Below are 12,918 nucleotides of genomic sequence, written 5' to 3' on the forward strand. Positions count from 1 at the left end.
GTCCCGGTCTCCTGTTGTGCGAGGACTGGTCAGTTCTTGACGTTCAGAACCTTGTCCATCGCGGCGTCAGCGGCCTTCGCGGCGTCCTGGACGGACTGCTTGCCGGTGGCGATGTTCTGCAGCATGGTCTGCATCGTCTGGGCCTTCTCGACGCTGCCCCAGCCGGGTGCGGTCGGGACGAACCAGCTGCTCTCGGCCGCGGTCGCGGTGACCGTGTTCGCCGGGTCGGCCTTGAGCGTGGCCAGCTGCGTGTTGTTGTTCGGCAGGTTGCCCTTGCTCATCAGGGTGGTCTGCGACTGGGTGTTGGTGAAGTCGTTGATCCACTCGGACGCCAGGTCGGTGTTCTTCGACTTGGACGGGACGGCCAGGTCGGAGCCGCCGAGGAAGACCGGGAGGGCCTTGCCGGACGGGCCGGGCATCACGAAGTTGACCAGGTTGTCCTTGAGCTTGCCGCCGGTCTTGTCGAACTTCGGGTCGGCGGCGGACGGCGCCTCCCAGCCGGGGGCGTAGATCATGGCCGACTTGCCCTGGCCGTAGACGATGTAGCGGTCGGACTCGTCCTTGGTGAGGTCGCCGTGCATGTACTTGCCGATGGCGTCCTTCCACGCGGTCAGGCCCTGGATGGCCGCCGGGGACTCCAGCGAGCCCTTCCACTGGCCGCCCTCGTTGGTGGCGATGGCGCCGCCGGCGTCGTAGACGAAGGACAGGCCGGCGTACCAGTCACGCGAGGGCTGGTACCAGGCGTTGAACTTGGCGCCCTCCTTGGCCTGGATCTTGTCCAGGTCGCCGGTCAGCTCGGCCCACGACTTGGGCGTGGCGGTGACGCCGGCCGCGGCGGCGATGTCCTTGCGCCAGGTGGCGATACGGGCGGCGGCGTAGTACGGCACGCCGTAGGTCTTGCCGTCGTAGTTCACCGACTGCTTCAGGCCGTCCAGCCACTGGGCGGAGTTGTCGAACTTCGACGCGTCCAGCTCGGCGAAGGCGCCCTCCGCCATGTAGGGCACCATCTCGGTGTTGCCCATCTCGACGACGTCGGGCGCCTTGTCGGTGGCGAGCACCGCGTCGAGCTTGGCGTTCTTGTCCGGCCACGCGTAGTACTCGTGCTTGACCTTCAGGCCCGGGTGCTTGGCGATGATCGCGTCGTCGGCGGCCTTCACCAGCTCCGGCCAGTTGTGCTGCGCGTCGACGGTGAGCCAGACGGTGATGGTCTTGTCAGTCGTGGTGGCCGACGACGACGAACCGGCGTCCGCCTTCTTGCCGTCGTCCTTCTTGTCAGATCCACACGCCGCGATACCGACGATCATTGTCGCGACGCCGATCGCCGCGATGAGCTTGCGCTTCACGCCACCCTCCTCAGGATGCCCGAAACTCCCCCCACCGCCCGAATTGCCGGCCGCCGTACGAGAACACGTCGGCCGAGTCCTGCTCGTGGGTCTGGGATTGGTCGTTAATGGTTTAGACCAGTACCGGGAGCTTGGCCTAGACCTTTAGGGGTGTCAAGGGTGTATAAGAACACCCGTCGGACCTGTTATCGGACCGACACCTGAGGGGACCCACACCCCCCGCCGCCTCTCTCCGGCAGGGCCGCGCGTGCCACCATGTGAGCCGCGATCAACGGAGGAGCCGGTGACGGCAGCACGACAGCAGTCGGGAGTAAACGTCATGGAGAGCGACGCGGCCACCAGCGCGGAGACCACGGCGGGCGGCGCCGCGGGCCGCACCGCCCGGGTGCCAAAGTACTACCGGCTCAAGCGCCATCTGCTGGACATCACGCAGACGATGCCCCCCGGCACCCCGGTCCCGCCCGAACGCACCCTGGCCACCGAGTTCGACACCTCCCGCACCACCGTCCGGCAGGCGCTCCAGGAACTCGTCGTCGAGGGCCGCCTGGAGCGCATCCAGGGCAAGGGCACCTTCGTGGCCAAGCCCAAGGTCTCCCAGGCACTGCAACTCACCTCGTACACCGAGGACATGCGCGCCCAGGGGCTCGAACCCACCTCCCAGCTGCTGGACATCGGCTACATCACCGCCGACGACCGGCTCGCCGGGCTGCTGGACATGAAGGCCGGCGGCCGGGTGCTGCGGATCGAACGCCTCAGGCTGGCCAATTCCGAGCCGATGGCGATCGAGACCACCCACCTGTCCGCCAAGCGCTTCCCCGCGCTGCGCCGCAGCCTGGCCAAGTACACCTCGCTCTACACCGCGTTGGCCGAGGTCTACGACGTGCGGCTGGCCGAGGCGGAGGAGACCATCGAGACGTCGCTGGCCACCCCGCGCGAGGCCGGACTGCTGGGCACCGACGTCGGCCTGCCGATGCTGATGCTCTCGCGGCACTCCATCGACACCACCGGCGAACCGGTGGAGTGGGTGCGCTCCGTCTACCGCGGCGACCGCTACAAGTTCGTGGCCAGGCTCAGCAGGCCGACCGACTGACCGCGTAACCCGACCGGCTGACAAGGCGATCGATCCGTGCACGGGTAGTGACGACCGCCGGTAGCCTCCCCTAGATTTCCTGCGCATTACACACGTCGCTCTAGGGGACGGGAGCACCACCCATGCCGGAAGCACCACCGGACACAAGGCCACCGGTCGTCACCCCCACCAGGGTGGTGGCCGGTCTGTGCCTGCTCGTACCGTTCGTCGCCCTGCTGTGGGTGAACTCCTACTCGCGCCTGACGCCGGCCTTCATCGGCATCCCGTTCTTCTACTGGTACCAGATGGCCTGGGTGCCGGTGACCGCCGCGCTGACCTACGTCGCGTACGTGCTCGTACGCCGCGAGGAGCGGGCGCGCAAGGCGGGTGACGCCAGGTGAAGGACGGCGTCAACGGCGTCGCACTCGGCGTCTTCATCTTCTTCTTCCTGGCCGTCACCGTGCTCGGCTTCCTCGCCGCCCGCTGGCGGCGCGCCGCCGACCCGCTGCACCTGGACGAATGGGGCCTGGGCGGCCGGAGTTTCGGCACCTGGGTGACCTGGTTCCTGCTCGGCGGCGACCTCTACACCGCCTACACCTTCGTCGCGGTGCCCGCCGCGATCTACAGCGCCGGCGCGGGCGGCTTCTTCGCGGTGCCGTACACGATCATCACCTACCCGCTGGTCTTCCTCTTCCTGCCCCGGCTCTGGTCGGTCTCGCACAAGCACGGCTACGTCACCTCCTCGGACTTCATCCGCGGGCGGTTCGGCTCCAAGAGCCTCTCGGTGGCCGTCGCGATCACCGGCATCATCGCCACGATGCCCTACATCGCGCTCCAACTCGTCGGCATCCAGGCCGTCCTGGACGTGATGGGCGTCGGCGGCAGCGACTCCGCGAACTGGTTCCTGAAGGACCTGCCGCTGCTGATCGCCTTCGGCGTGCTCGCCGCGTACACCTACTCCTCCGGGCTGCGGGCGCCCGCGCTGATCGCCTTCGTCAAGGACGCGCTGATCTACATCGTCATCGCGGTCGCGATCATCTACATCCCCTACAAGCTCGGCGGCTTCGACGACATCTTCAGCAAGGCGGGCGCCGCCTACGCGGTCAAGACCGACGGGGTCGCCCGCGGCTCGCTGGTGACCGGACCGCAGGCCCAATGGGCCTACGCCACGCTGGCGATGGGCTCGGCGATGGCGCTCTTCCTCTACCCGCACTCGGTGACGGCCGTGCTGTCCAGCAAGAGCCGCGACACCATCCGCCGCAACACCACGATCCTGCCGCTGTACTCCCTGATGCTCGGCCTGCTGGCGATGCTCGGCTTCATGGCGCTCGCCGCCGACGTCGGCGGCAAGGGCTACAACGCCCAACTCGCCATCCCCCAGCTGTTCGAGAACATGTTCCCCTCGTGGTTCGCCGGCGTCGCCTTCGCCGCGATCGGCATCGGGGCGCTCGTCCCCGCCGCGATCATGTCCATCGCGGCGGCCAACCTCTTCACCCGCAACATCTACCGGGACCTGATCAAACCGGACGCCACCCCCGCGCAGCAGACCGCGGTCTCCAAGGCCGTCTCCCTGGTGGTGAAGGTCGGCGCCCTGGTCTTCGTCCTCACCATGGACAAGACCGTGGCGATCAACTTCCAGCTGCTGGGCGGCATCTGGATCCTGCAGACCGTCCCGGCCATAGTCGGCGGCCTGTTCACCCGCTGGTTCCACCGCTGGGCCCTGCTGGCCGGCTGGGCCGTCGGCATGGGCTACGGCACGTGGAAGGCGTACGAGCAGTCCAGCCCGGCGCAGTCGCACTTCGGCGGGAATTCGGACATGATCCCGTGGATCGGCGAGAAGGGCTACATCGGCCTGACCGCCTTCGTCCTCAACATCGGCGTCGCCTTCGTCCTCACCTTGGCGCTGCGCGCGCTCAAGGCTCCGGCGGGGGTGGACGAGACCGTCCTGTCGGACTACACGACCGAATCCGACCCGAGCCCAGTCGGCCCGTCCGACCCGGCCGACCCGACCCCGGGCACCTCCCCGGGCCTGCCCGAGCCCGCAGGGGCCTAAGGGCTGTCCCGGGGGATGTCGCGCCCCCGGGCAAGCGGGTTTTTTTTAAGGGCGCGGGGACTGCGCGACCAGCCGTCGACGGGCTGCACGTCGTCACCGGCCGTGAGGGGCTGTTCGGTCCGTGCCGGACCACCGGCCGGTGGTGGGCTGGTCGCGCAACTCCCCGCGCCCCTGTAAGGCGCCGCCTTCCGCAGACCTGCCCTCCGAGCGGAAGGCCGACCTGGCGCTCCGTCCAGGACAGGACGCCGGCGACCGAGTCGCTGGTGGCGCGGGGCAGCGGCCGGGCCACGTATTGCGCCTGGCCGCCCCCGCGGTGCGGGGGGGGACGACCATGCGGCGGGCGATGCCGTTGGCGACGGCGACGCCCTGCTCCTTGCGCCCCAGGTGCGGGCAGGCGTCGATGCCGGCCGCGGTGCCCGCCGAGGTGACGACGCCGCTGTCGTCCACGGAGAGGACGTCGAGCTCCACCCGGGCCTCGGGGTGGCGGGCGGCGAGCAAGGCCGGTGTGCCGCCGGTGCGCGGCGAAGCGCCCGGAATCCCACCGGAAAAGGCCGCTCCGGCCGGGAAGGACCGGGCTGTACGCTACTGAACCCCCGTCACCGCGACACAACATGTGGGTGTCACCCTGGGACCCGGCACAAGATGTATGCTCAAGTCCGCTGCCCGCAGGGGAAGCCGGTGCGAATCCGGCGCTGCCCCGCAACGGTGAGCGGCTGCGCCCACGCGCCGCCGCACAGCCCGATCGCCTGCCGGCAGCCGGCGCCCGTACGGTCGGCAGACCGCTGTGCGCCGACGAGTCCGGGCCTCGCGGAGTGGGCCTGCGGACGCGGTCCGGCATGCCCATACGCACGCCCGTCCGCCGCCGCTCCTCCCCCGCGTGGCCGCCGCCGCGTACGAGGGAGACCGCACCACCGTGACCATCGCGCCAGAAGCCCCCGCCACCGTCGGGGAATCGCCCGCCACCGAGCCCGACAGCGCCGGCGCCGGCCTGCTGCGTACCCTCGTCGCACTCTGCGCCGACCTGCGGGACACCGATCCGGGGCGGGTCGCCGCGGCGGCGCTGCGGGGGCGCAGCGGCGGCGCCGGCGCCGCCGAACTGCGGGAGCTGGCCGTCGAGGCGGCCGCGGGGCTGATCTCCGAGGACCCGGCCTACTCGCGGCTCGCCGCCCGGCTGCTCACCCTGGCCATCGCCGAGGAGGCCGCCTCGCAGGGGTCGGTGTCCTTCACCACCGCCATCGCGGTGGGCCACCGCGAAGGCCTGGTCGCGGACCGGACGGCGGACTTCGCCGTACGCCACGCGGCCCGGCTGGACGCGCTGGTCGACCGGGCGCTCGCGGAGGGCGCCGACGACCGCTTCGGCTACTTCGGCCTGCGCACCCTCTACAGCCGCTACCTGCTGCGGCACCCGCTGACCCGCAAGGTGATCGAGACCCCGCAGCACTTCATGCTGCGGGTCGCGTCGGGCCTGGCCGAGGACGGCTCGGCGGCCGCCGTGGACGAAGTCGCCGCGCTCTACCGGCTGATGAGCGCCCTGGACTACCTGCCCAGCTCCCCGACCCTCTTCAACTCCGGTACGCGGCACCCGCAGATGTCGTCCTGCTACCTGCTGGACTCGCCGCTGGACGAGCTGGACTCGATCTACGAGCGCTACCAGCAGGTGGCGCGGCTCTCCAAGCACGCGGGCGGCATCGGCCTGTCCTACTCCCGCATCAGGGCCCGCGGTTCGCTGATCCGCGGCACCAACGGGCACTCCAACGGCATCGTGCCCTTCCTGAAGACGCTGGACGCCTCGGTCGCGGCCGTCAACCAGGGCGGCAGGCGCAAGGGCGCCGCGGCCGTCTACCTGGAGACCTGGCACGCCGACATCGAGGAATTCCTCGAACTGCGGGACAACACCGGCGAGGACGCCCGCCGCACCCACAACCTGAACCTCGCGCACTGGGTGCCCGACGAGTTCATGCGCCGGGTCGACGCCGACGCGGACTGGTCGCTGTTCTCGCCCGCCGACGTGCCCGACCTGGTCGACCTGTGGGGCGACGACTTCGACGCCGCCTACCGCGCCGCCGAGGCGGCGGGCCTGGCGCAGCGCACGATCCCGGCACGCGAGCTGTACGGCCGGATGATGCGCACCCTCGCACAGACCGGCAACGGCTGGATGACCTTCAAGGACGCCGCCAACCGCACCGCCAACCAGACCGCGCTGCCCGGCCGCACCGTCCACTCCTCCAACCTGTGCACGGAGATCCTGGAGGTCACCGACGACTCCGAGACCGCGGTCTGCAACCTCGGCTCGGTCAACCTGAGCGCCTTCGTGACCCCGGACGGCGACATCGACTGGCGGCGGCTCGACGAGACCGTGCACACCGCGGTGACCTTCCTGGACCGGGTCGTGGACATCAACTTCTACCCGACCGAGCAGGCGGCCCGCTCCAACTCCCGCTGGCGCCCCGTCGGGTTGGGCGTGATGGGCCTGCAGGACGTCTTCTTCAAGCTGCGGCTGCCGTTCGGCTCGGCCGAGGCCCGCGCGCTGTCCACGAAGATCGCCGAGCGCGTGATGCTCGCCGCCTACGAGGCCTCCTGCGACCTGGCCGAGCGCTACGGGCCGCTGCCCGCCTGGGACCAGACCCGTACCGCCACCGGGGTGCTGCACCCCGACCACTACGGCGTCGAGTCCAGCTGGCCGGAGCGCTGGGCGGCGCTGCGCGAGCGGGTCGCGGCCGGCGGGATGCGCAACGCGCTGCTGCTGGCCATCGCCCCGACCGCGACGATCGCCTCCATCGCCGGGTCCTACGAATGCATCGAGCCGCAGGTCTCCAACCTCTTCAAGCGCGAGACGCTGTCGGGCGAATTCCTCCAGGTCAACTCCTACCTGGTGGCCGACCTCAAGCGGCTCGGGGTGTGGGACGCGCAGAGCAGGGAAGCACTGCGGGACGCCAGCGGCTCGGTGCAGGGCTTCAGCTGGATCCCCGCCGAGGTGCGCGAGCTCTACCGCACCGCGTGGGAGCTGCCGCAGCGCGCGCTGATCGACATGGCCGCGGCCCGCACGCCGTATCTGGACCAGAGCCAGTCGCTGAACCTGTTCCTGGAGACGCCCACCATCGGCAAGCTCTCCTCGATGTACGCCTACGCGTGGAAGCAGGGCCTCAAGACCACCTACTACCTGCGCTCCCGCCCGGCCACCCGGATCGCCCGCGCCGCCCAGGCGGCCGCCCCCGCAGCCGTGCCCGCGACCGCCGACGCCGACGCGATCGCCTGCTCCCTGGAAAACCCCGAGTCCTGCGAGGCCTGCCAGTAATGACCGCCACACCCGTGAAGAACCTGCTCGACCCGGGCTTCGAACTGACCCTGCGGCCCATGCGCTACCCGGACTTCTACGAGCGCTACCGCGACGCGATCAAGAACACCTGGACGGTGGAGGAGGTCGATCTGCACTCCGACGTCGCCGACCTGGCCAAGCTCACCCCGGGCGAGCAGCACATGATCGGGCGCCTGGTGGCCTTCTTCGCCACCGGCGACTCGATCGTCTCCAACAACCTGGTGCTGACCCTCTACAAGCACATCAACTCGCCCGAGGCGCGGCTGTACCTCTCCCGCCAGCTGTTCGAGGAGGCCGTGCACGTCCAGTTCTACCTGACGCTGCTGGACACCTACCTGCCCGATCCGGCCGACCGGGCCGCCGCCTTCGACGCCGTCGAGGAGATCCCGTCGATCCGCGAGAAGGCGCAGTTCTGCTTCCGCTGGATGGCCAACTTCGACGGGCAGGGCGCCGAGCGGATCGACCGCCTCGAATCCCGCGAGGACCGCCGCCGCTTCCTGCTCAACCTGATCTGCTTCGCGGCCTGCATCGAGGGCCTGTTCTTCTACGGTGCCTTCGCCTACGTCTACTGGTTCCGCTCGCGCGGGCTGCTGCACGGGCTCGCCACCGGCACCAACTGGGTGTTCAGGGACGAGACGATGCACATGAGCTTCGCCTTCGACGTGGTCGACACCGTGCGCAAGGAGGACCCCGAGCTCTTCGACGACGCGCTGCGCCAGGAGGTCACCGACATGCTGCGCGAAGCCGTAGACGCGGAGCTGCAGTTCGGCCGCGACCTGTGCGGCGACGGGCTGCCCGGCATGAACACCGAGTCCATGCGGGCGTATCTGGAGTGCGTCGCCGACCAGCGGCTCGCCCGGCTGGGCTTCCCGCCCCTCTACGGGTCGCAGAACCCCTTCTCCTTCATGGAGTTGCAGGGCGTCCAGGAGCTGACCAACTTCTTCGAGCGCCGCCCCTCCGCCTACCAGGTGGCGGTGGAGGGCACGGTGGCACTCGACGAGGACTTCTAGCTAGTCGTTGGGCACGGTCTCGAACTTGGGGGTGGCCTCCGCCATCTGGCGGAGGACGTCCTTGCGGTCGCGCTTCGAGAGGCGGTCGATGTACAGCCGCCCGTAGAGGTGGTCGGTCTCGTGCTGCAGGCAGCGCGCGAAGTAGCCGCTGCCGCGCACGACGATCGGCTCACCGTGCAGGTCCTGGCCGCGGACCACCGCGTAGTCCGGGCGCGGGGTCTCCATGTACGCGCCCGGCACGGACAGGCACCCCTCGTTGGAGTCGTCCAGGTGCCGCTGGTCCGCGGGCAGGTCTTCGAGCACCGGATTGCACACGACGCCGACATGGCGGGCGTCGTTGTCGTCGGGGCAGTCGTAGACGAAAACCTTCAGGTCCACGCCGATCTGGTTCGCCGCGAGGCCTACGCCCTCGGCCGCGCGCTGGCTGGCGAACATGTCGTCCACCAGGGCCAGCAGGTCGTCGCCGAAGTCGGTGACGTCCTGGCATTCCCGGTGCAGCACCGGATTGCCCACGACGGTGATCGGACGCACGGTGCCGCGCTCCCGGTGAGCCAGCTCACGGGCCTCCGCGTCGGTGACGTCGTCGAGGAACAGCTCCTCCGGAGGGGTGGGGGGGGTCTCGGTGTGCTGCTGGGACATCTGAGCCGTACGCCTTCCAGGCGGGGGTGAGTAATCCGTCCAGGGTAAGGCCCCCCTTCGGGTGCCGTCCCCCCTTCCCACCCGCACTCCCCGGGTGGGCGCCACTTGCTGTGGCGTTGCTTACCTGCGACGCCGTCGTGGCTGGTCGTGCGGTTCCCCGCGCCCCTGATGGCTTGCCCTCCGCGCGGAGAGTGACCGTTTTTAGGGGCGCGGGGAACTGCGCGACCAGCCCCCACCGGGGGAAGGTCCCGGTAGCCCGGGGGAAGGGGCAGGTCGGGGGGACCCCGGTCAGCAGACCTCTTCCAGGTCGCGCCATGCCCTCGTAGAGGGAGAATCGGCGACCCACCCGTCGAGAAGCCCCCGGACGAGCCCGACAGGCGCGGCGATTCCGCACTCGCGCTCGGGCGACCAGTGGTGCCCGGTCCCATGGTCACTGAGGTGGCTGAGGTGACCGGGGTGACCCGGCTCACCGTGATCGTGGGGATCCCGCGCAGCGGACCCGTCGTCCGTGGGCATGCGGCTCTCGGAGCAGGTGCGGCACAGCAGGCGCACCGACGAGGACCAGTCCTCGGCGGCGTAGCCGGCCTCCGCGGCCAGCCGTTCGAGCGCGTCGCGGTCGGCGGGCGCGTCGGCCTCCAGCAGGACCAGCCAGGTCGGGACGGGTGAGGGTGCCCACAGTTCGATCTCGTCGAAGACGGGGTAGACCGCCCCGCCGCCCCCGCCCGCGGTGTCGCGCTCGCCGTGCGGCACCCCGTCGTGCAGGACGACCTCGCCCCAGCGCCGCCCTGAGGAGGGCAGCGGGATGGAGAGCACCTCGACCCGCGCGGGGTCGAGCCTGCGGCCCCAGACGACTTCGGCCTCGCCCTCCGGCGAGAGCCGCACGGTCGCGCTGCCCAGCGGCAGCCTCGCGGACTCCTCGCCGGTGCGCGAGCCGGTGCCGGCCGGCATCCGCAGGCCGTACGCCTGCCAGGCGCGGCGGGCCAGCGGCCAGTCCTGGAGCGCGGTGGCGGCGATGCCCAGATTCCACCAGTCGGGGGCGCCGACCGGCCGGTCGAGCAGGGCCACGGCGCGCAGGCCGGCGATCCTGGCCTGCGCCCAGTCGTGGCGGAACTTGTGCAGCAGTGCCAGGTTGTACCAGGACTCGGAAAGCCACGGCTCCAGATCGGCGGCCCGGGTGAGCAGCGCGCCCGCGTCGTCGTAGCGGCCGTCGTCGATCAGCGAGAACGCCTGGTCGGTGGCCTGCCGCCAGGTAGGCGACGGCCGGTGCCGCACTCTGCCGAAGATCTTCAACGTCGTTACCCGCCTGCCCGCTCAGCCGATCACTGCCAGGACGTCGCCTTCCCGCACCACGATCACGTCCCCCGGGGGGACTCGCACCACCTGAGTGCGGCCCCTTCTCGTACCGCCCGCGCGTCGTCGGACAGGCGGGTACGACACCAACCTCGCACATTTTGGCCGTTGTCTCAGCCCGACCCCGTCCCCTTCGGCCGCTGCCCTCCGGCGACGGCCCTCACCCTGCTCCTTGCCATCCCCGGGGGCATCCAACCATGCCCAGGTGAGGCATGTGACGGGCACCCGGGTGAGAGCGACTCACCCGTTTGGACTACAGGTACGCGCAGTGACCGCCGGGGGCCGCGCCAAGGGCGGGTGACGGCGCCGGCGGCGGCCAGGGGTGCCGGGCCAGCGCGCGGGTCAGCGCCTCGACCACGGACGGGTCGAACTGGCTGCCCGCGCACCGCCACAGCTCGGCCAGGGCGGTGGCGACGGGCCTGGCCGGGCGGTAACTGCGGGTGGAGGTCATGGCGTCCAGCGCGTCGGCCACGGCGACGACGCGGGCCGGCCAGGGGATGTGACGGCCCGCGAGGCCGTGCGGGTAGCCGCGGCCGTCGAGGCGTTCGTGGTGGTGCAGTACGGCCACCCGGGCCACGGCGGGCACTTCGGTGTCGCGCACCAGGGCGTAGCCGTGGCCGGGGTGGCACTGCACGGTCTGCCGCTCGGCGGAGGTGAGCGGCCCGGTCTTGCGCAACAGTCCGCCGGGCACGCCGAGTTTGCCGATGTCGTGCAGGGTGCCCGCCAGCCGCAGCGCGGCCACCAGGTCGTCGGCGACCCGCAGTTCGACCCCGATCAGCGCGCTGGCCTGGCCGACGCGGTCGCCGTGGCCGCGCGTGTAGGGGTCCTTGATCTGCATGGCGGCGACCAGCGCCGGGACGAGGCTCACCGCCGCGCCCCGGCGGCGCCCGGTACGGGCGGCAGAACGCGCAGAAAGCTTTCTGTGCGGCAAAGGCGACGACGACCGGCTGCGTAGGGCAACGGCACGGCGAGCGGCCTCCTCCGGCAAGCACGCGGCGGGCGCGGCCCCATCGGAGGCCCCGGGCCCGGCGGGGAATTTCCCGCCGGGACTCAGGACGATAGGACCGCGCCCGCCGTGGCACTGCCGAACGCTCGCTTTACGCCCGTACGGGCGACGCCGCGGTTGCGGCCTTGACGCCGCCCCGGCTAGGACGCCGGCTCGGTGGCGGACTCGCCGGCGCGGATCATCTCGATCCGCATCATCACCTTGGACCGCAGGTCGGTCGGCACGTCGTCGGAGCCGCAGCACCGCTTGACCAGCTTCTTCACGGCCTGTTCGAGCCCGTACTTCTCCAGGCAGGGGTGGCACTCCTCGAAGTGCTGCCTGAATTTGGAGCAGGCGTCGTCCGACATCTCGTTGTCGAGATATTCGTAGAGGTGGTCGAGCACCTCCGAGCAGTCCGTCTCATGCGCGTTGCCGCAACTCATGAATCCGCGCCCTTCTCATTTCCCGCGCCCGCCGGGACCAGGCCGCGGTCGCGGGCGTAGTCCTCGAGCAGTTCGCGCAGCTGACGGCGCCCGCGGTGCAGTCGGGACATCACCGTGCCGATGGGCGTTCCCATGATGTCCGCGATCTCCTTGTAGGCAAAGCCCTCGACGTCCGCGAGGTAGACCGCGATGCGGAATTCCTCCGGAATCGCCTGGAGCGCCGCCTTGACGTCGGAGTCGGGCAGATGGTCGAGCGCCTGCGCCTCGGCTGAGCGCAGACCCGTCGACATGTGGGACTCGGCCCGAGCGAGCTGCCAGTCCTCGATGTCCTCTGAGCCGCTGCGCAGCGGCTCACGCTGCTTCTTGCGGTAGGAGTTGATGAAGCTGTTGGTGAGGATGCGGTAGAGCCAGGCCTTCAGATTGGTGCCCTCACGGAACTGGTGGAAGGACGCGTACGCCTTCGCGTACGTCTCCTGGACCAGGTCCTCCGCGTCGGCCGGATTGCGGGTCATCCGCAGCGCGGCCGAGTACATCTGGTCGAGGAACCCAAGGGCGTCCCGCTCGAAGCGCTCGGTGCGCTCCGCGCTGCTCTCCTGTGCCTCCGCCGCGGCCTGCGGCTCGGGCGGTACCCCCAGACCTGACGCACCCGCGTTTTCCGCCGTGCTGTCGTCGGTGCCGGTGACCGGACCCACCTCCTCAGAAACGCCAGC

The 12,918-nt window shown here is 70.5% G+C and carries 10 protein-coding genes, 2 pseudogenes and 1 riboswitch; of the genes and pseudogenes, 5 read left to right on the top strand and 7 right to left on the bottom strand.

Features of this window, described 5'->3' with window-relative positions:
- Positions 1 to 29: 29 nt before the first annotated feature.
- Positions 30 to 1,343 carry an extracellular solute-binding protein gene (locus tag OG900_13870; GenBank protein WUH91086.1) on the bottom strand — a complete coding sequence of 438 codons (1,314 nt, stop codon included), beginning with the start codon at positions 1,341 to 1,343 and terminating at the stop codon, positions 30 to 32.
- A gap of 319 nt (positions 1,344 to 1,662) precedes the next feature.
- Here OG900_13870 and OG900_13875 point away from each other — a divergent pair, with 319 nt between their 5' ends.
- From OG900_13875 to OG900_13885, 3 genes are all read left to right on the top strand, one after another.
- A complete protein-coding gene (locus OG900_13875) occupies positions 1,663 to 2,433 on the top strand; it encodes a GntR family transcriptional regulator (GenBank protein WUH95747.1) in 771 nt (256 codons plus the stop codon).
- 122 nt (positions 2,434 to 2,555) lie between these two features.
- On the top strand, positions 2,556 to 2,813 hold the full coding sequence (locus OG900_13880; protein WUH91087.1) for a DUF3311 domain-containing protein: 258 nt from the start codon (positions 2,556 to 2,558) through the stop codon (positions 2,811 to 2,813).
- Positions 2,810 to 4,465 carry a sodium:solute symporter gene (locus tag OG900_13885; protein WUH91088.1) on the top strand — a complete coding sequence of 552 codons (1,656 nt, stop codon included), beginning with the start codon at positions 2,810 to 2,812 and terminating at the stop codon, positions 4,463 to 4,465. Before OG900_13880 ends, OG900_13885 begins: the two co-directional genes overlap by 4 nt.
- A 217-nt stretch (positions 4,466 to 4,682) precedes the next feature.
- Here OG900_13885 and OG900_13890 read toward each other — a convergent pair.
- Positions 4,683 to 4,966: pseudogene (locus OG900_13890) on the bottom strand (AraC family transcriptional regulator).
- A 138-nt stretch (positions 4,967 to 5,104) separates the two neighbouring features.
- Positions 5,105 to 5,234, top strand: a riboswitch (cobalamin riboswitch).
- Between the two features lie 144 nt (positions 5,235 to 5,378).
- On the opposite strand from OG900_13890, the gene OG900_13895 reads away from it, so the two are divergent.
- Together OG900_13895 and OG900_13900 are read left to right on the top strand one after the other, a co-directional pair.
- On the top strand, positions 5,379 to 7,760 hold the full coding sequence (locus OG900_13895; protein ID WUH91089.1) for a ribonucleoside-diphosphate reductase subunit alpha: 2,382 nt from the start codon (positions 5,379 to 5,381) through the stop codon (positions 7,758 to 7,760).
- On the top strand, positions 7,760 to 8,791 hold the full coding sequence (locus OG900_13900) for a ribonucleotide-diphosphate reductase subunit beta (GenBank protein WUH91090.1): 1,032 nt from the start codon (positions 7,760 to 7,762) through the stop codon (positions 8,789 to 8,791). The genes OG900_13895 and OG900_13900 overlap by 1 nt, the downstream gene beginning before the upstream one ends.
- On the opposite strand, the gene def is transcribed toward OG900_13900, so the two are convergent.
- The 5 genes and pseudogenes from def to OG900_13925 form a co-directional block, all read right to left on the bottom strand.
- Positions 8,792 to 9,430 carry a peptide deformylase gene (gene def, locus OG900_13905; protein WUH91091.1) on the bottom strand — a complete coding sequence of 213 codons (639 nt, stop codon included), beginning with the start codon at positions 9,428 to 9,430 and terminating at the stop codon, positions 8,792 to 8,794.
- A gap of 288 nt (positions 9,431 to 9,718) precedes the next feature.
- Complete coding sequence (locus tag OG900_13910; protein ID WUH91092.1) at positions 9,719 to 10,720, bottom strand: hypothetical protein; 1,002 nt, start codon at positions 10,718 to 10,720, stop codon at positions 9,719 to 9,721.
- Positions 10,721 to 11,090: 370 nt separating this feature from the next.
- Positions 11,091 to 11,645, bottom strand: a pseudogene (locus OG900_13915) (HD domain-containing protein).
- Positions 11,646 to 11,926: 281 nt separating this feature from the next.
- Positions 11,927 to 12,208, bottom strand: coding sequence for a mycothiol system anti-sigma-R factor (gene rsrA / locus OG900_13920; protein ID WUH91093.1), 282 nt, complete (start codon positions 12,206 to 12,208; stop codon positions 11,927 to 11,929).
- Positions 12,205 to 12,843, bottom strand: coding sequence for a sigma-70 family RNA polymerase sigma factor (locus tag OG900_13925; protein ID WUH95748.1), 639 nt, complete (start codon positions 12,841 to 12,843; stop codon positions 12,205 to 12,207). The genes rsrA and OG900_13925 overlap by 4 nt, the downstream gene beginning before the upstream one ends.
- Between the last annotated feature and the right edge of the window lie 75 nt (positions 12,844 to 12,918).

This window comes from Streptomyces sp. NBC_00433 (genome assembly GCA_036015235.1).
GTDB lineage: Bacteria > Actinomycetota > Actinomycetes > Streptomycetales > Streptomycetaceae > Actinacidiphila.

Excerpts from the sequence above, each read along its gene's own strand:
- OG900_13875 (WUH95747.1), top strand. The coding sequence starts at position 1,663 with ATGGAGAGCGACGCGGCCACCAGCGCGGAGACCACGGCGGGCGGCGCC.
- OG900_13880 (WUH91087.1), top strand. The coding sequence starts at position 2,556 with ATGCCGGAAGCACCACCGGACACAAGGCCACCGGTCGTCACCCCCACC.
- OG900_13900 (WUH91090.1), top strand. The coding sequence starts at position 7,760 with ATGACCGCCACACCCGTGAAGAACCTGCTCGACCCGGGCTTCGAACTG.
- def (WUH91091.1), bottom strand. The coding sequence starts at position 9,430 with ATGTCCCAGCAGCACACCGAGACCCCCCCCACCCCTCCGGAGGAGCTG.
- rsrA (WUH91093.1), bottom strand. The coding sequence starts at position 12,208 with ATGAGTTGCGGCAACGCGCATGAGACGGACTGCTCGGAGGTGCTCGAC.